Genomic DNA, 17,662 nt, shown 5'->3' on the forward strand with positions numbered 1-17,662 from the left:
GTAAAAAATGAAGACGATCAAAGTCAGTGTTGTTACTCCCGATGGCCCGGTGTATGAATCAGATGTGGATATGGTCATTACAAAGGCTCAGAGCGGTGAGCTTGGGATTTTGGCTGGGCATATCCCACTTGTTGCACCGTTACAAATTGGAGCCGTCCGTTTAAAAAAAGGTGGAAATTATGAGTTTATTGCTGTAAGTGGCGGATTTTTAGAGGTTCGTCCAGAGCAAGTAACGATTTTAGCTCAAGCGGCTGAAACAGCAGAGGAAATTGATGTTGAGCGTGCAAATCGTGCGAAAGAACGTGCTGAAGAACGTATTCATGCACAAAAGCTTGAAAACATAGACTTCAAACGTGCTGAACTTGCGCTTCAACGTGCAATTAACCGAATTTCAGTTACCGAAAAAAAATACTAACTACAAAAGTGCAAGAAAAAAAGGGACATGTAAATGCTCAACATTTACATGTCCCTTTTTTACGAATTCTTTTGATAAAATAAATAATATTACCCTCATAAACACTCTTATTTTTTCGAAAATATTTAGAGTGCATTGCATGAAACTTCTATGAAATAAATAACGTCTAATATATAGAAGTAAATCATATCAAAATGAAGATCAAAATGTTAAAATGAAAGGCAGGGCATTGGTTGAAGGAGGAGCAATGGGATGATATCAGGATTTGGTCAGCAAGCGTTAGTTAGTATTGTTTCACATCTTTGTTTTATTGCGCTTACCTGGTGGGCTTTGCAAGCATTGAATTTTGAAAAGCTTATACGCGCAAATCGGGTTTTACAAGCTAGAGTTTTATATATACTATTAACGATTTCGATCGGATCAACTGTTAGTAATTTTTTCCTGAATTATTTGCTTTGGTCACAACAGCTGCCTCTTATTTTGCAATATATTGTACAAGCATAGGTATAAAAAAAGGTTCTGTTAATTTAAAGCTAATTTGTATTTCGAAAGAGTTAAAAATCTTCTTGTAAAATTTCTAATTTTTTAAAAGATAGGTCTTCGTACATGTTCCATTTAAGAAATATTTTCTGTACAATTCATTTTGTTGTGTGAACCGCATGTCTAAAGGCTGTACATAAAAAGTTGAAAGAAGGGATACGTGGTTATCCATCGATCATGAGAATACACATAACCGTGTATTATTCACTTTGAATGTAATCTTTGATAAATGATCTTCTCAAGGGTTTATAGCATTAGAAAATAAGGCAATAATACAACACGTATTTTCTTATCTGACTTGTCAAAAAGTGACGACAATTCCCAAGTATGCTCCCTTGTACCTTGGAAACAATGGTAGTAAGGGGAGGAGTTTATGGTGAAATATAGATTTTTAACAACGATACTCATTATTTGTTTTGTTTTATTTAATGTAGGAAATAAACCGACGGGAGCTGAAGAGGAGCTTGACCTGCTGGCTTTAGCTGAGGTTTTTCATAACGAGAATATTTTCATACAAGAATGGTCTTTATATTCTAGAGAAAAATTGGACAATCAAACAAATATTGAAGCATATGTAAATCAACTGAGACGAAGCTTCCCAAATGCAAAATGGAGTACCGAGTCAGATGAAAACAAAACGAAAATAAAAGCGATTTTAAAAACAAGCCAGAAAATAAATGAAAGCATTCTAATTCTTTCTGCTCACACAACAAATACTACCGAATCGTATATAATATATGAAGTAAACGGAAGTGGTTGGGAGAAGGAGTCTGAACAGTTTTTATTACAAGAATTCCAACGAAAAGCAGACGCTATTTTTCGAGAGGATACAACAATTTTCTCTTGTATTAAAGGCGAAATTAATGATAAGATTAATGTTGCTTTGCCTTATTATGCCAAGCATTTACTTGATGTTTTTGATGCAAATGAGATAGAAGCTTTAAAGGAAAATTCTTTTGTTTCAACTTCAGCTTATTCAAGAAAATTTGCTGAAAATATAGAAACAAAAGGAAAAACAATGAACTTACAACTAGGAATTAGGAAGCAAGGATTGGGCGCTAAGACTACCATTGTAGCTGGCACACCAATCATAACGATTGAATATTAATATAGAGAAATTGGACGCGGAGGGGAATACATTTTGGAAAAAATCATCGTCCGCGGCGGAAAAAGGTTAAGTGGTACTGTAAAAGTTGAAGGTGCAAAGAACGCTGTATTACCTGTTATCGCCGCAACATTATTAGCTAGTGACGGAAAAAGCGTAATTCATGATGTGCCAGCTCTCTCCGATGTATTTACGATCAATGAAGTATTACGCTTTTTAAACGCCGACGTAGAGTTTTCAAATAATCATGTGATTGTGGATGCATCAAGAGAGTTAAAAGTGGAAGCGCCGTTTGAATATGTTCGTAAAATGCGTGCTTCTGTACTTGTTATGGGGTCCTTATTGGCAAGGAACGGTCGTGCACGTGTTGCCCTGCCTGGAGGATGTGCGATTGGATCAAGACCAATTGATCAGCATTTAAAAGGATTTGAAGCAATGGGTGCTGAAGTGAAGGTTGGGAACGGTTTTATCGAAGCAACGGTTGCAGATCGTTTGCAGGGAGCAAAAATTTATTTAGATTTCCCTAGTGTAGGTGCGACTGAAAATATTATGATGGCTGCAACACTTGCTCAAGGAACAACAGTCATTGAAAATGCAGCAAAAGAACCAGAAATCGTTGATTTAGCTAACTTTTTAAATAAGATGGGAGCGAAGGTCAGAGGAGCAGGCACGGGTTCTATTCGTATAGAAGGTGTAGATCAATTATTCGGTGCTGAACATAATATCATTCCTGATCGTATTGAAGCAGGTACGTTCATGGTCGCTGCTGCAATTACAGGAGGAAATGTTCTTGTGCAGGGAGCTGTTCCAGAACATTTAACTTCTTTAATTGCAAAAATGGAGGAAATGGGCGTTCAGTTTATAGAGGAAAATGACGGAATTCGTGTTATAGGTCCGGATATTTTAAAAGCAGTTGATATAAAGACAATGCCTCATCCTGGGTTTCCAACTGATATGCAGTCACAAATGATGTCATTATTGTTTCGTGCGCAAGGCACAAGTATGATTACGGAAACGGTATTTGAAAATCGTTTTATGCACGTTGAAGAATTTCGCCGTATGAATGGTGATATTAAAATTGAAGGGCGTTCTGTTGTAATAAACGGTCCATCTAATCTTCAAGGAGCAGAGGTAGCTGCAACCGATTTAAGAGCAGCAGCAGCACTTATTCTATCTGGTTTAGTAGCGGAAGGAATGACGCGGGTAACAGAGCTGAAGCATCTTGACCGCGGTTATGTCAATTTTCATCAAAAATTAGCTTCAATTGGTGCCGATATTGAAAGAGTAAACGAACTAGAAGAAATTACTTCTATTCCAAAAACATTCGTATCAGATTTAAATGCATAATATATGGTTTATACCAGACCGCAATCAGCAATAACAGTTGATTTGCGGTCTTTTTCGTAAAAAGATAAGTATATAAAATTTTTGAAGGTAGACTGGTGTCTAGCTCCAGCGCCTATCGACTATCAAACTTCAGGTCTTCTCCCTACGATAAGTCAACATCGATTCGCTGTCGCTCATCGTGTTTCCTTAATCACGTTTTAACGGGCAGTAAGATATAACCTAAAAAATTATTCAGTGGATAAAAAACTGCCCGTAAAAACCTAATCGGCTAAGGCGAAGGCCCTCCAGTTTGTACGTCGATGATCAAGTCGCTTCCACTTTTCTTATTACTTCATTATATGGATAAGTTATAACTTTAGAAGATGTTTTTTATCCTTTTTACAATGCTTTTTCCTTATAATCCATGGTCATAATTGCTTGTCCAAAACCATATGAATGAAAGGAGAAGAGGCAAATGAATGCCTCTTTATTTCAGGAATATGGAGGGTCTCGTCATGAAATGGAAACCTTTTATGGTACTAGGTGCTATCCTTTTTGTCGTAACGCTAATCATTCCTTCTCTTCTAGTCATCCCCTTTATGGAGAAAGTAAATGGCCGGCTTGGGGAAGCTAGTGAGAGTCCAATAAAAACAACTGAAGCAAGTCCAGGACCTTCTGTAGATGTAGTTGTCTATCGAACAGGAAAAAAGGATCTTGAAAAAGTACCACTTGAAGAATATGTAGCAGGTGTAGTGGCTGCAGAAATGCCAGCTGAATTTGAAGAAGAGGCTCTAAAGGCACAGGCTCTGACTGCAAGAACATACATTGTAAAGCAGATGCTATCGGAAAGTAAGCTGGGACTTCCTGAAGGGGCTATGGTATTAGATACGACTGCTTATCAGGTTTACAAAAATAAAGACGAATTACGAAGACAATGGGGAACGGATTATAAATGGAAGATGGACAAAATTGAGACAGCAGTGAAGACGACAGCAGGGAAAATATTAACCTACGAGGGTGCTCCGATCGATGCTACCTTTTTTTCAACGAGTAATGGCTATACAGAAAACTCTGATGCTATTTGGACACATGGATTGCCGTACTTAACGAGTGTAGAAAGCCCATGGGATAAAAAATCTCCAAAATTCGAAGGACAGAAAGTGATTCCTAAAACGGAATTTGAGCAGAAATTAGGAGTAAAACTTACAGATGAGGGAACGATTGGAAAAGTAGTATCTAGAACTGCAGGAAAAAGAGTTGCGATCGTCAATATAAATGGAAAAGAAATAAGCGGTAAGGATATAAGGGAAAAATTAGCACTCAAATCAACCGATTTTGATTGGAAACAAACAGGTAATCAAATCATTATTACCACAAAAGGCTATGGTCATGGAGTTGGAATGAGTCAATATGGAGCGAATGGAATGGCCAAGGAAGGAAACAAATATGAAGATATTGTCAAGTATTATTATAAAGGGATCGAAGTATCACAGTCTGACTCTCTTTTATCAAAGGTTGTAGCAAAAAAATAAAGAAATTCGTTACTCTTTCGTTTAGAGACATTAATACATTAATTTGATGTCTCTTTTTTGTATATTTTTATTGAGATTGTCGAAAAATAAGAGTAAAAAAATTTTTTTCATCATGTATATAATTGACTAGATGTGTTCAGAATGATTGCTGAGGTGATGATAAATGAGAGAGGAAGAAAAGAAACGATCTTCTCACGATTCCAGCATTAAGCGCTTATTTAAAAAGCGTTGGACATTCCCAGCTATTTATCTTGCAAGTGCAGCAATCATTATTACAGGTGGTCTATGGTATCAAAATAGTACAAAAAATGCTTTGGATTCTGGTGAATACGATTATAAGGCAACAGATATTCCAGGCAAACCGTACAATGAACCTGCAGTTGAGGTAAACAAATCGTTAGAGGAAATTACAATGCCTGTCGATAATCCTGATACAGTTGTCTATAAAAAGCAATTCTATGACAATGATAGCGATAAAAAGGATCAAGAAGCAGCACTTGTATTTTTTAATAACGCTTATCATCCAAATACTGGAGTAGATATTTCCAATAAAGATGAGAAAGATTTTGAGGTAGTTGCTGCACTTAGCGGAACAGTAACAGACGTCCGTGAGGATTCTGTACTTGGAAATGTTATTGAAATTGATCATGGCAAGGATGTTGTCACAATTTATCAATCTGTGAAGGACATTCAAGTGAAGGTTGGCGACGAAGTCAAAAAAGGACAAGCTCTTGCTACGGCTGGAAAAAGCTTGTTTAATGAGGAAGCTGGCGTCCATGTACACTTTGAAATTCGCAAAGGTGATGTACCAGTAAACCCACTTGAGTACTTTAACAAGCCTTTAAGTTCTTTACAAGAGGCTGATGTAACAAAGGAAAATAAAGTGGCTGATGACAGTGGAAAATCTCAAGGAAATGATGCTGTTGAAGAAAACAAATCTAATAACAACAGCACAACAGATGATAAAGCTGTCGAAAAAGAAGATAATAGCACTGACTCAAATACAAACTTAGATGAGCATAGTGTTCCTTCAGATAACAGCAATAACACATCTGAAACAGAAAACACTAATGGATAAAAAGAAAAGCGGAAGCGCCTTGATAAGCCCTGAAGAAAAATGTTCATTTGGCTTCAAAAGCGCTTTTTGCTTTTTGAGACAAAGGGTTATTTTTCACAAGGGCTAGGCGCCTGAAGCTAGACAATATGTGGAAAAGTAAATGGATACTCGACACTTTTTGGGTATCCTTTTTTTTATGACTAATTTCTATTTGAAAAAAGTAGCTAATGAATAAAAAAGCTACATAAAATTGAAGGATTCCTTGTCCCTATTAAGTTTTTTGTGCATATATCCTCATCCAAGCTAATAAACTGTTACAAACCTGCAAAGAGAGTGTTTGAGGTGAGGAATCGTTTTGAAGATAACACATATTTAGTTGAGGACTTGATTATTCTTTGTAAGCTCAGAAGGCTGAGGCTTTCTGCCGCATAAAAACAATCGAATGCGGAATGAAGTATTTCAAAAACCGAAGCGAGTCTCATTTCACACTTCTCACATCCAACTTAGGGAGGGCGAGTGGTGTGCACGATTACATCAAAGAGAGAACTATCAAGATTGGAAAGTATATCGTGGAGACGAGGAAAACAGTTCGCGTGATAGCGAAGGAGTTTGGCGTATCCAAAAGTACAGTCCATAAAGACTTAACCGAAAGGCTTCCTGAAATTAATCCGGATCTTGCAAATGAGGTAAAAGAAATACTCGATTATCATAAATCCATTCGACATTTACGTGGAGGAGAAGCCACAAAGCTTAAATATCAAAAAGAAGAACTAGAAGAAGAAACAGTGCAATAAGAAAAGCGGCCGATTAAAAACGCCACGTCCTTATGTCTTCATCGGCACTCGTACATCCTGTACGTCGGAGGCGCTTTGATCAGCGATGAAACTAGACACCAGTCTACCTTAAAAAAAATTATATTTATCAGAATAAATACGAGTAGGCGGCAAAAGCACCTGGCGTGATGCTTTAAGATCGCCTATTTGTATTTAAAAATTTTGTAGAAAAAACGGTTAAATTTTTACATGCAATCATTTATTTTACTTTAAATGTGTTAAAATATACAATTAGGATAGATAGGACTTGCTTCTTAGAAGAATGCATAAAGAACTACTTAAATAGAAAAAAATGGAACTGTTATCCTTATTAAGGATCAATATAAAAAAATGGATCCTTTGAAAAAAAAATTAAGAGATATGAAGTTTCATTAAATTGTGTTTTAGAAAGGAACCTTATATTAACAATTGCAGGAGCTTTGTCCATGCGTACATATTAGGAATTAATCCTATAAAACATAATGAGAATAAAAAATAAGAATAAGCTCTAAAGATGCAAGAGGAAGCATCTGACCAATAGTTCAAGGAGGAAGAATAAGAGAATGTTTGCTAGGGATATTGGGATTGACTTAGGAACGGCTAATGTATTAATTCATGTTAAAGGTCGCGGGATTGTATTAAATGAACCATCGGTGGTAGCTTTAGATAAAAATACAAACAGAGTTCTAGCAGTAGGAGAAGAAGCTCGTAAAATGGTTGGACGTACGCCAGGAAATATCGTGGCTATTCGTCCGCTCAAAGATGGTGTTATCGCTGATTTTGACGTAACAGAAGCGATGCTTAGACATTTTATCAATAAGCTCAGTGTAAAAGGAATGCTATCAAAGCTTCGTATTTTAATTTGCTGCCCAACCAATATTACAAGCGTTGAACAAAAGGCGATTAAAGAAGCAGCTGAAAAAAGCGGCGGTAAAAAAATATATTTAGAAGAAGAGCCAAAGGTCGCGGCAATTGGAGCAGGCATGGATATTTTTCAGCCGAGCGGCAATATGGTTGTAGATATTGGTGGTGGTACGACGGATGTAGCCGTTTTATCAATGGGGGATATCGTTACATCTTCTTCCATAAAAATGGCAGGGGATAAGTTTGATACTGAAATTCTAAACTATATTAAAAGAGAATATAAGCTATTAATAGGTGAACGGACGGCGGAAAATATTAAAATCAATATTGGTACGGTTTTCCCTAACTCACGCAATGAATCCATGGAAATTCGCGGACGCGATATGGTCTCTGGTCTACCGAGAACGATTACGGTATATTCTCAGGAGATTGAACAAGCATTACGAGAATCTGTGTATGTTATTGTTCATGCAGCAAAAAGCGTTCTTGAGCGTACTCCACCAGAATTATCTGCTGATATCATTGACCGTGGTGTGATATTAACAGGAGGCGGTGCTCTGCTTCATGGCATTGATATGCTTCTTGCAGAAGAATTGAAGGTTCCTGTTCTTGTAGCTGAAAATCCTATGGACTGTGTTGCAATAGGAACAGGTATCATGCTTGATAACATTGATAAGCTGCCTAAAAGAAAATTTGGATGATGATCAGATCTATATAGCATCATATTATGATACTAATTAAGCGGACATAACCTGTGTGATAAGCATATATCATGCAGGTTATTTTTACATGAAAAACATAATGATACAAACCTAGACGTTTTTCTTCAAAAATATAATGTTTATTCGAGGATTTTTTTTTATAATAGAAGTATATAGTATGGAATAAAACTCAACAAAAAATTGAGGTGGAGTTATGTTTAGAGGATTTTATACGGCTGCCTCTGGAATGCTTGCTCAGCAAAGAAGAACGGAAATGCTTTCGAATAATATGGCGAATGTTAACACACCAGGATATAAAGCAGATCAAACGGTTTTAAGAGCCTTTCCTGAAATGCTATTAAAAAGAATCGACAAAACGAAAGTTCCAGTTGAAGGTCAGTTGAATACAACGGTAGGAGAAACGATTGGTCCTCTTCATACAGGGGTGTACTTGCAGGAAACCATTCCTCTCTTTATGCAAGGCGATTTAAGGGAAACTGAGCAGAAAACGGATTTGGCTTTAGTCGATGTGAATATGCCATTAAACAATAACAATGAAAAAGGATCTGTATTTTTCACCATTCAACATCCGTCAGGGGAGCTTCTTTATACACGAAATGGTGATTTTACAATAGATGCACAAGGGTTTTTAACGACAGCAAGCGGTTTATATGTCTTAGATGATCAAGGGAATCAGATTCGGCTTTCAAGTGATCAATTTGCTGTGAATGACCAAGGTATAGTAATCGGAGTTGGTGGAGAAACAGCAAGATTAGGTATAGGTTATACGAATAATCCGTATGCTTTAATTAAAGAAGGGGACGGCCTCTTTCGAACAGAAAATGGGAATCAGCTAGCTAATGCTTTTAATGCACAGGGCGTTCAGTTTAAGCTTCAGCAAGGATTTTTAGAAGGCTCCAATGTGGATACTTCTAGAACGATGACAGATATGATGACTTCATACCGCGCTTTTGAAGCTAATCAAAAAGTATTGCAAGCATATGACCGAAGTATGGAAAAAGCAGTCAATGAAATCGGTAAACTATAGAGAAACAAATTGTTAAAAAATGATCCCGAAAAAGGGGAAGAGATATGAATAGAACAATGATCACAGCAACTAATACCTTATCCCAGATGCAAAAGCAAATCGATACTATTAGTCAAAATATTGCCAATGTCGATACAACTGGGTATAAAAAAAGAGATGCAACTTTTTCGGATCTCCTTTTTCAACAAGTAAATAATCAAAGGCATCAAAGCAAAGAGGTAAACAGATTCACACCAAATGGAATTCGGCAGGGTACTGGTGCAAAATTGTCTCAAACACAGTTGATTTTTTCTCAAGCGGCGATAAAAAATACGGATCGAAGTCTTGATACAGCTTTTACAAAACAGGGTCAGATGTACCGTGTATTGGTACAGCAAGGTGAAAATTCACAGATTCAATATACACGTGACGGCGCTTTTTCCTTATCTCTGATTTCAGAAAATGAAGCTTTGCTAGTCACAAGTAAAGGTTATCCCATATTAGATGAAAATAATCAACCTATTACGATAAATGCACGATCAGCTAAGGAATATACGATCTCGTCAAACGGACGTTTAACAGTGGTTCTTGATAATAATACTGAGCAAAACTTTAATTTAGGTGTTACATATGTCAAAAGACCACAGTTTCTAGAACAAAAAGGTGAAAATCTTTACAGTCTACCTGAGAATATGCCTGAAATAAATGTAACGACGGCCGATATTTTCACTGAGCTAAATGGTCCGTTACGTAATGAAATTTCTATTGAGCAAAAATCATTAGAGCAATCAAATGTGGATTTATCAAAGGAATTGACAGATTTAATAAGTACCGAGCGTGCCTATCAGTTTCAAACAAGATCCGTAACACTAGCCGATCAAATGATGGGTCTAGTAAATGGGATTCGTTAAAGGGGAATTTATTTATGTCAGTAAACATTCATAACCAAGAAGCAATCAAAAAAACAAGGGAACAGCATAAACAAGAACAAAATATGAAAGGCAAAAAGGACGTTCAATCAAAACGGCGTATTCGGGTTCGTCTGATTCCAATATGGCTTCGGGTTATAATTGTTTTAATACTGATTTTCCTAAGTACTATAGCTGGAGCTGTAATTGGCTATGGGGTGATAGGACAAGGTAAGCCGTCTGATGTCTTTCATAAATCCACTTGGACACATATCATCGATCTCGTTGATAAAGAATAAATGCAGGAAGGGTATGAATCCCTTCCTTTTTGAACGTACATAGTAGGTATTTATTTTGATTACGAAGGGGAGTCAATAACAATGTTAGATATTAAACAAATTAAAGAAATCATTCCACATCGATACCCTTTTTTACTTGTCGATCGTATTTTAGAGGTAGTGGAAGGACAAAAGGCAGTAGGTATTAAAAATGTGACCGCAAATGAAGAATTCTTTAACGGTCATTTTCCTGATTATCCTGTTATGCCGGGCGTTTTAATTGTTGAAGCTCTTGCGCAAGTTGGAGCTGTAGCTATGCTGAAAAAAGAAGAAAATAAAGGACGTCTAGCATTTTTTACAGGAATTGATAATTGTCGATTTAAAAAACAGGTTGTACCTGGAGATCAACTCCGTCTTGAAGTAGAAATGACACGTGTGAGAGGATCGATTGGAAAAGGGAAAGGTACAGCAACAGTAGATGGAGAAATCGTCTGCGAAGTTGAAATTATGTTTGCCTTAGGTGCGAAATAAGAACAGCGGCCGATTAAGGGCGCCACGTCCTATGGCAAATCGGCACTCGTACATCCTCTACGTCGGAAGTGCCTTGATCAGCCGCGACAGACATAAGACGCAATACGCAGAAAATCCTGATTTTTGTAGTATTGTGGCTTATGATCCGAGCGGCTAGGTACTGTAGCTAGACAATAAGAAAGGCGTAAAAGCACTAGAGTAAAAGGAGCCACTTCATTGAAGGGCTCTTTTTTTGCGTAAATCTAGAGATCACTAGAAATTGAAAAAAATATGCAAGTTGTGATGAGAATTGGACAAGATAACAGAAGACCGATAAAGTAGTGGTCAAAATGAGATAAATATATTTAGAAAGGAGCTACACAATTTATGAAGAAAAAGCTGTTAGCATTAATTAGTGGATCAGTATTAGCAGCAGTCATGGTAGCAGGCTGTAATGTAAACGACCAGGAGCCTCCTCCAGAAAATGATGTCGAGGATCGTGTAGATGATAATGTGAATGATACTGATCTAAACGATGCAAATGATACCAATAATGGTATGAATGGCGATGTTGTGGAAGATCAAAATACACCACAAGAAGACGTTATCGAAGATAGAGTTGACAGAAATGATAAAGACAACCTAGATCAATAAAGCAAAGGACAGGGGCTCAGCACCTGTCCTGCTTCTTAAGATACCTGCACTTTTTTCTTAATTAATAGCTTTAAATGAAGGCTTTTGTTTCATTAATTCATTAAACTGAACAATTAGATCCTCGCCAGAGACTCCTTTTTGAATTAGCTCTTTAAGCAGTAGTTGAGCATAATTATTTCGCGATCTTACTAAAGGACCCTCAAGCAAAATGCTCACATGTTTATCAAATGGATTGATAGACCGAACCTGGGTTTTAAAGGCAGCTGGCGTATTTTCTTTTTTTGTAATGACTGCCTGCACGGTTAGCAGATGATTTTCTTTCATAGCTTTTTGAAAATAGTCACAATTACCCTTATCCGTATAGGCTTCAATTAACCATCTACCTTGATCGTCCTCTTTATTAATAATTAACCCATCTATAAGCTCTACATCCACTAATTGCTCATCCTCGACGATTTGAAGCGTAATTAACTTAAAAGTTTTCATTTAAGTACCTCCAATCACAGCTTTCATTGATCAAAATTATAGCATTTTCAATCACGAAAACCTAGTTGATAAAAAATCTTTATATTTATAAAAAAAGGTGTATTAAAGAAAGAAGCCTACAAAAATAAAGGGAAAAATATCATTTTTATATATAGAAAATGATATTTTCCCTTTCATTTTCCCTTCAAAATAGCATTCCCTTCATTTTACATGAACGTATCATCTTTGTAAGATAAGGGTATTAAAGAGAAAGGAGAGCATAAATGATCAATCAAGTCACTTTAGTCGGGAGGCTTACAAGGAATCCTGATTTAAAGGTCACACCAGATGGGACGTACGTGACAAATGTAACGGTTGCAGTCAATCGTAATTATCGAAATCAAAATGGCGATTTCGATGCTGATTTTGTTCAATGTACGTTATGGAAAAAAACAGCGGAAAATACGGTGCAATATTGCCGGAAGGGATCATTAATTGGCATTACAGGCAGAATTCAAACGAGAAACTATAACAATCAAGATGGAAAAAGAGTATATGTCACAGAGGTAGTTGCTGAATTGGTTAAGTTTTTAGATTCAAAACCAATGGAAGACCAAAATGAATTCATTTGAAAGGAGAGAGTTTTCTTTGCCACAATCCTCTCATATTGAAAGTCTAATGGAGACAATTATTCGCATGCAAGGAAAGACAAATGAAAAATGGATCAACTTACATACGAGAGTATGACAAATTGAACATCTGTTAACCAGCTCCCTTATACAAGCTCATCCAGCTATTCAAAATGGTTCTTTACAGCAGTGAACTAATTCGCATCCCCCTATTCTTCCTTAGTAAGACTCAAATGACTTCTTAACAAATGGACTACTAAACTTATGTGCCCCTATATTTAATCTTTCATTATAAAAAATCAATTAACCTCCTCTAAATTTCTCCAATTTATCCGGCCGTTTGTGCCGGTTTTTTTTGCTTATTTAGCTGGGCGTAGTTTTTTCGAATTAGAAGCTTTGATACATAAATGTGCTTTTATAGGTAGAAAATAGTAACAGTAGAATAAATTAAGAGGTGAATCCATTGGATTTTTTTAAAAAGAAAAAACAGGAATCTATATCTAAATCAAAACAAAGCCAGCAATCTAAGGATTCAAATATAGAAAATCCTCTTAATAATAGTTTGAAGGAAAATATTCAACATATCAAAGAAATGCTTGGAAACAGTAAAGATATTATTATTCGAGAGATTCGGATTGGAAAAGATGGACAAATCAAAGCAGGAATTGTCTATACGGATGGATTGACAGACACAAAGTCCATTCAACATTTTATCCTAGAATCACTGATGGTGGATATACGAGAAACGGAGTTGGATCAAGAGGCCTCTTCTAAGAAGGATCCTATACATCTTATAAAGGATATTGTGCTAACAGCAGGAGATATTCAAGATGTAACGGACTTTGATGAGCTTTTTTATTCCCTTTTATCTGGGAATGCTATTCTGTTACTCGATGGTTATTCGCAATGTTTTTCTATTGGAATGAGGGAATGGGAAAACAGAGGGGTAAGCGAACCTGCTGATCAAACGGTGATTAGAGGACCAAGGGAAGCATTCACTGAGTCCTTACGAATGAATACCGCGTTAATTCGTCGGAAAATTAAAGATCCTCATCTATGGTTGGAAAGCAAAAAAATCGGAAAAGTCACGAAAACTGATATAGCAATTATGTATATTAAAGGGATTGTAAACGACAAAATAGTGGAGGAAGTACATTCCCGGTTAAATCGAATTGATACTGATGGGATTTTGGAAAGCAGTTATATAGAGGAAATGATTCAGGACAAAACTTTTACTCTATTTCCTACAATATACAATACTGAACGACCAGATGTGGTAGCAGCTAGTCTACTGGAAGGTCGTGTTGCCATTATAGTTGATGGTACACCATTTGTCCTTATTGCACCTGTCATTTTTTCGCAATTCTATCAATCAGCAGAAGATTACTATCAGCGAGCTGATTTCGGAACACTTATTCGTTTCCTTCGATATTTATGCTTTTTTATTGCCTTACTAGGCCCTTCTTTGTATGTTGCGATTACAACTTTTCATCAAGAGATGATTCCAAATCAGCTTTTAATTAGTTTAGCTGCGCAAAGAGAGGGGGTGCCTTTTCCTGCTTTTATAGAAGCAATGATAATGGAAGTGACCTTTGAAATATTGCGAGAAGCCGGTGTTCGCATGCCGAGAACGGTTGGTCAAGCAGTATCCATTGTTGGAGCGTTAGTTATTGGACAAGCGGCAGTAGAAGCAGGAATCATTTCAGCTGCAATGGTAATCGTTGTAGCTATCACAGCCATTGCCAGCTTTGCTTTTCCTTCCTTTAATATGGCGATTTCTGTTAGAATATTACGCTTTATTTTAATGGGGTTAGCTGCTTCCTTCGGATTATTTGGTATAACCGTTGGGTTAATTGCTCTTGTTCTTCATTTATGCAGCTTGCGGTCCTTTGGTATTCCTTATATGAGCCCATTTGCTCCATTTATAATCTCTGACCAAAAGGATACGCTTTTTCGTTTTCCTAGATGGGGGCTGCTCACACGTCCTCGCTTAATTAGTCAAAAAAATCTGAAGCGTCAGCAAGAACCCTCATTATTAAAACCAGATCCTAATAAAGATAGGGAAATGGAAAATGAAGGGGATCAATGATGAAAAGAAAATGGACCATCCTAGGAATGTTAGTTGTTTTAATGATTTTCAACACTGGCTGTTGGAATCGAAGAGAATTAAATGATTTGGCGATTGAAATCGCAATGGGGGTAGATAAAGTAGGAAATCAATATTTAGTTACTTCACAAGTGGTCGATCCGGGAGAAGTGGCTGCAAGAGAGAGAGGAGGAAATCGAGCACCCGTTATTACTTATCAAATGAAAGCGAATACAATATTTGAAGCAAGAAGAAAAATCACAACGATTAGCCCTCGGAAAATCTATGCGAGTCATCTTCGTATGGTTGTCATTGGCGAAGAATTAGCGAAAGAGGGGATAAATGGAATCCTTGATTACTTATCGCGTGATCATGAGCATCGAACAGATTTTTTTATTGTTGTAGCAAGAGGGACAAGTGCAGGTAAGGTGCTAAAAATTTTAACTCCATTAGAAAAAATACCTGCAAATAAACTTTTTTCATCTCTAGAAACGTCCCAAAGAAATTGGGCGCCCACTACAGGTGTTACATTAGATATGCTTATAAATGACCTAGTAAATAAAGGGAAACAACCTATTCTGACAGGCCTTCGAGTGAAAGGAGAGCAGAAAGTAGGTGAAAGTCCGAAAAATGTGGAGGAGATTGGTACTCCTTCTCAATTGCAATATTCAGGAATTGGTGTTTTTAAAAACGATCAGCTTATTGGTTGGCTAAATGAAATAGAAAGCAAAGGATATAATTATCTTATAGATAATGTAAAAAGTACAGTCGGATTTTTGCCGTGTAATGACGGAAAGATAACATTTGAAGTTATACGTTCAAAGACGGATTTGAAGGGAAAAGTTATAAAAGGCACCCCAAAAATTTATGTGAAATTGGACATAGAGGCAAATGTAGGATCTGTAGAATGTAGGATGAAACTAATGGATGAAAAGACCATAGCTAATTTAGAAAAAAAATCGGAACAAAAAATAAAATCTATGCTCAAGCAGACTATAAACAAAGCTCAAGAAGAATATGGGGTCGATATTTTTGGATTTGGCGAAGCGATCCATCGTGCTGATCCGCAATATTGGAAAAAGGTAAAAGGCAATTGGGATGAGATTTTTGTGGATGTACCAGTAAACATGAAAATAGATGTGAAAATTAGACGAATAGGTACAGTAGGTGAATCTTTCCTAGAGGGAAAATAAAACATAAAGATGCGCAGATAATACGACAGTATGCCTATTTTCGTCCCTAATATGAGCTTTTCTAATAGCGAAAAATCATATTTGCCTATTACCCTTATACATGACATGGCTATTCTGTCGTCTCTGTTTTAAAAGGAGGCGACTGTTTAATGTGTTTTATAAACCTAGTAAAAATAGGAAAGATAGGTGAAACAGAATGCTGGAAAATGGGAAAATCTCATCTCGTCAATTACTGATTCTTGTGATCCTATTCAATATTGGTACAACGATTTTACTGGCTCCAGGTTCCTTAGCTTCTATAGCAAAACAAGATGCTTGGATTGCCAGCTTAGTAGGAAGCGGAGCAGGTTTATTATTAGTCGGCTTCTATATCTTATTAGGAAAACTCTTTCCAGGATTAACACTCATACAGATTTGTGAAAAAGTGCTGGGGAGATGGATAGGTAAATTCGTTTCGATTCTATACATAAGCTATTTTTTTATGATTTGTCCATTTTTGTTATTTCAAGTTGGTAATTTTATGGCGACAGCCATAATGCCGGAAACCCCAATAGAAGCTATATTTATCCTTTTTATGGCTATTGTCATCATGGGCACAAGGCTTGGACTTGAAACTTTCACACGCTCAGCAGAAGTTTTTTTTCCTTTTATCATGCTGGGGTTATTTATTTTGTATATTACCTTATCTCCCCAAATGCAATGGGCTAACATTCAGCCAATTATGGAGGCAAATATAAAGACCATCTTAAAGGCGAATTATCATTATATGAGTATTCTTTATTTGCAGCTGCCCGTTTTTTTGATGTTAGCCCCCTTTGTTAATCAAAAAAAAGCAGCAGGGAAAGCACTATTTTGGGGTACGCTAATTGGGGGAATAATTACACCTTTAATTACATTTCTAGCGATTTCTGTTCTCGGTGCGGATATGACTTCAAGAAATTTGTTTACAACATTTGCTCTAGCAAAAAAAATAGACATTGGTAAATTTTTAACACGCATTGAAATCATTCTGGCCGGGATATGGTTACTTTCAATTTTTTTTAAATTAGTCATATGCTTTTATGGAACTCTTTTAGGGACAGCGCAATGGTTAGAACTAAAGAATTACCAAGTGTTAGCCTTTCCTATCGGATTTATTTTAATTGCTTTTACACATTTATCACTCCCAAATGTCGTGTATTTTTATATTTTTAGTTCAAAAATATGGCCATCTTATACGTTAATGTTCGGATTGTTTTTTCCTTTCCTGTTGCTAGTTGTAATGGCTATTCGAAAAATAGCAAAATAATAATTCACAAATATAAAAGGAGCCAATTCAAATGTGGGCTATATTAGGGATATTTGTCGCAGCAATTGTCATTGTACTTATCGAAGTTCCTACTCTTTTGAAAAAAGGTTTCAAAAAGGAACTTTGGGTATTTTCTATCTTACTCCTCTTTGGAATAGGATTGAGCATCGCAGAGGCATTGGATGCAAAAATTCCGAACCCTTTGGATTGGATTGCATTTGTATTTAAGCCGTTTAGTGATTTTTTATTTGATTTATTGAAGTAGAGGGGAA

At 36.5% G+C, this 17,662-nt stretch carries 19 protein-coding genes; 18 read left to right on the forward strand and 1 reads right to left on the reverse strand.

Features of this window, described 5'->3' with window-relative positions:
* Positions 1-7: 7 nt before the first annotated feature.
* From FDO66_RS03315 to FDO66_RS03375, 13 genes are all read left to right on the forward strand, one after another.
* Positions 8-415, forward strand: a complete 408-nt coding sequence (locus FDO66_RS03315) for a F0F1 ATP synthase subunit epsilon (protein WP_141430976.1) — start codon at positions 8-10, stop codon at positions 413-415.
* Positions 416-667: 252 nt separating this feature from the next.
* Positions 668-919 carry a DUF1146 family protein gene (locus FDO66_RS03320; RefSeq protein WP_141430977.1) on the forward strand — a complete coding sequence of 84 codons (252 nt, stop codon included), beginning with the start codon at positions 668-670 and terminating at the stop codon, positions 917-919.
* Between the two features lie 409 nt (positions 920-1,328).
* Positions 1,329-2,063, forward strand: coding sequence for a YwmB family TATA-box binding protein (locus FDO66_RS03325; RefSeq protein WP_141430978.1), 735 nt, complete (start codon positions 1,329-1,331; stop codon positions 2,061-2,063).
* Between the two features lie 33 nt (positions 2,064-2,096).
* Positions 2,097-3,407: a UDP-N-acetylglucosamine 1-carboxyvinyltransferase gene (gene murA / locus FDO66_RS03330; protein ID WP_141430979.1), complete on the forward strand. Its 1,311-nt coding sequence runs from the start codon at positions 2,097-2,099 to the stop codon at positions 3,405-3,407.
* A 494-nt stretch (positions 3,408-3,901) separates the two neighbouring features.
* On the forward strand, positions 3,902-4,918 hold the full coding sequence (spoIID, locus tag FDO66_RS03335) for a stage II sporulation protein D (protein WP_258535552.1): 1,017 nt from the start codon (positions 3,902-3,904) through the stop codon (positions 4,916-4,918).
* A 163-nt stretch (positions 4,919-5,081) separates the two neighbouring features.
* Entirely contained in the window at positions 5,082-5,996 is a 915-nt protein-coding gene (gene spoIIQ, locus FDO66_RS03340; protein WP_141430980.1) for a stage II sporulation protein SpoIIQ, read from the forward strand.
* A gap of 500 nt (positions 5,997-6,496) precedes the next feature.
* Positions 6,497-6,769, forward strand: a complete 273-nt coding sequence (gene spoIIID, locus FDO66_RS03345) for a sporulation transcriptional regulator SpoIIID (protein WP_141430981.1) — start codon at positions 6,497-6,499, stop codon at positions 6,767-6,769.
* A 581-nt stretch (positions 6,770-7,350) separates the two neighbouring features.
* Positions 7,351-8,352, forward strand: a complete 1,002-nt coding sequence (gene mreB / locus FDO66_RS03350; protein ID WP_141430982.1) for a rod shape-determining protein — start codon at positions 7,351-7,353, stop codon at positions 8,350-8,352.
* Between the two features lie 214 nt (positions 8,353-8,566).
* Positions 8,567-9,400, forward strand: coding sequence for a flagellar hook-basal body protein (locus FDO66_RS03355; protein WP_141430983.1), 834 nt, complete (start codon positions 8,567-8,569; stop codon positions 9,398-9,400).
* Positions 9,401-9,444: 44 nt separating this feature from the next.
* On the forward strand, positions 9,445-10,290 hold the full coding sequence (locus tag FDO66_RS03360) for a flagellar hook-basal body protein (RefSeq protein ID WP_141430984.1): 846 nt from the start codon (positions 9,445-9,447) through the stop codon (positions 10,288-10,290).
* A gap of 14 nt (positions 10,291-10,304) precedes the next feature.
* A complete protein-coding gene (locus FDO66_RS03365; RefSeq protein WP_141430985.1) occupies positions 10,305-10,586 on the forward strand; it encodes a DNA-directed RNA polymerase subunit beta in 282 nt (93 codons plus the stop codon).
* 81 nt (positions 10,587-10,667) lie between these two features.
* Entirely contained in the window at positions 10,668-11,096 is a 429-nt protein-coding gene (fabZ, locus tag FDO66_RS03370) for a 3-hydroxyacyl-ACP dehydratase FabZ (protein ID WP_141430986.1), read from the forward strand.
* A 366-nt stretch (positions 11,097-11,462) separates the two neighbouring features.
* A complete protein-coding gene (locus FDO66_RS03375; RefSeq protein ID WP_141430987.1) occupies positions 11,463-11,729 on the forward strand; it encodes a hypothetical protein in 267 nt (88 codons plus the stop codon).
* A 57-nt stretch (positions 11,730-11,786) separates the two neighbouring features.
* On the opposite strand, the gene FDO66_RS03380 is transcribed toward FDO66_RS03375, so the two are convergent.
* A complete protein-coding gene (locus FDO66_RS03380) occupies positions 11,787-12,215 on the reverse strand; it encodes a YwpF-like family protein (RefSeq protein ID WP_141430988.1) in 429 nt (142 codons plus the stop codon).
* A 263-nt stretch (positions 12,216-12,478) separates the two neighbouring features.
* On the opposite strand from FDO66_RS03380, the gene ssb reads away from it, so the two are divergent.
* The 5 genes from ssb to FDO66_RS03405 all read left to right on the forward strand — a co-directional run bounded on the left by ssb (position 12,479) and on the right by FDO66_RS03405 (position 17,655).
* Positions 12,479-12,826, forward strand: coding sequence for a single-stranded DNA-binding protein (gene ssb, locus FDO66_RS03385; RefSeq protein ID WP_141430989.1), 348 nt, complete (start codon positions 12,479-12,481; stop codon positions 12,824-12,826).
* Positions 12,827-13,286: 460 nt separating this feature from the next.
* Positions 13,287-14,912 (forward strand): spore germination protein, encoded by a 1,626-nt coding sequence (locus FDO66_RS03390; protein WP_181444427.1) that lies wholly within the window; start codon positions 13,287-13,289, stop codon positions 14,910-14,912.
* A complete protein-coding gene (locus FDO66_RS03395) occupies positions 14,912-16,102 on the forward strand; it encodes a Ger(x)C family spore germination protein (RefSeq protein WP_141430990.1) in 1,191 nt (396 codons plus the stop codon). The genes FDO66_RS03390 and FDO66_RS03395 overlap by 1 nt, the downstream gene beginning before the upstream one ends.
* 196 nt (positions 16,103-16,298) lie before the next feature.
* Entirely contained in the window at positions 16,299-17,390 is a 1,092-nt protein-coding gene (locus FDO66_RS03400; protein ID WP_141430991.1) for a GerAB/ArcD/ProY family transporter, read from the forward strand.
* 31 nt (positions 17,391-17,421) lie between these two features.
* Positions 17,422-17,655, forward strand: coding sequence for a hypothetical protein (locus tag FDO66_RS03405; RefSeq protein WP_141430992.1), 234 nt, complete (start codon positions 17,422-17,424; stop codon positions 17,653-17,655).
* Positions 17,656-17,662: the final 7 nt, after the last annotated feature.

It is taken from the genome of Bacillus sp. 03113, from assembly GCF_006546985.1.
Classification (GTDB): domain Bacteria; phylum Bacillota; class Bacilli; order Bacillales; family Cytobacillaceae; genus VATK01.

Coding starts and splice junctions, on each gene's coding strand:
- FDO66_RS03315 (WP_141430976.1), top strand. CDS start 8: ATGAAGACGATCAAAGTCAGTGTTGTTACTCCCGATGGCCCGGTGTAT.
- FDO66_RS03320 (WP_141430977.1), top strand. CDS start 668: ATGATATCAGGATTTGGTCAGCAAGCGTTAGTTAGTATTGTTTCACAT.
- FDO66_RS03325 (WP_141430978.1), top strand. CDS start 1,329: ATGGTGAAATATAGATTTTTAACAACGATACTCATTATTTGTTTTGTT.
- spoIID (WP_258535552.1), top strand. CDS start 3,902: ATGAAATGGAAACCTTTTATGGTACTAGGTGCTATCCTTTTTGTCGTA.
- spoIIQ (WP_141430980.1), top strand. CDS start 5,082: ATGAGAGAGGAAGAAAAGAAACGATCTTCTCACGATTCCAGCATTAAG.
- mreB (WP_141430982.1), top strand. CDS start 7,351: ATGTTTGCTAGGGATATTGGGATTGACTTAGGAACGGCTAATGTATTA.
- FDO66_RS03355 (WP_141430983.1), top strand. CDS start 8,567: ATGTTTAGAGGATTTTATACGGCTGCCTCTGGAATGCTTGCTCAGCAA.
- FDO66_RS03360 (WP_141430984.1), top strand. CDS start 9,445: ATGAATAGAACAATGATCACAGCAACTAATACCTTATCCCAGATGCAA.
- FDO66_RS03365 (WP_141430985.1), top strand. CDS start 10,305: ATGTCAGTAAACATTCATAACCAAGAAGCAATCAAAAAAACAAGGGAA.
- fabZ (WP_141430986.1), top strand. CDS start 10,668: ATGTTAGATATTAAACAAATTAAAGAAATCATTCCACATCGATACCCT.
- FDO66_RS03375 (WP_141430987.1), top strand. CDS start 11,463: ATGAAGAAAAAGCTGTTAGCATTAATTAGTGGATCAGTATTAGCAGCA.
- FDO66_RS03380 (WP_141430988.1), bottom strand. CDS start 12,215: ATGAAAACTTTTAAGTTAATTACGCTTCAAATCGTCGAGGATGAGCAA.
- ssb (WP_141430989.1), top strand. CDS start 12,479: ATGATCAATCAAGTCACTTTAGTCGGGAGGCTTACAAGGAATCCTGAT.
- FDO66_RS03395 (WP_141430990.1), top strand. CDS start 14,912: ATGAAAAGAAAATGGACCATCCTAGGAATGTTAGTTGTTTTAATGATT.
- FDO66_RS03400 (WP_141430991.1), top strand. CDS start 16,299: ATGCTGGAAAATGGGAAAATCTCATCTCGTCAATTACTGATTCTTGTG.
- FDO66_RS03405 (WP_141430992.1), top strand. CDS start 17,422: ATGTGGGCTATATTAGGGATATTTGTCGCAGCAATTGTCATTGTACTT.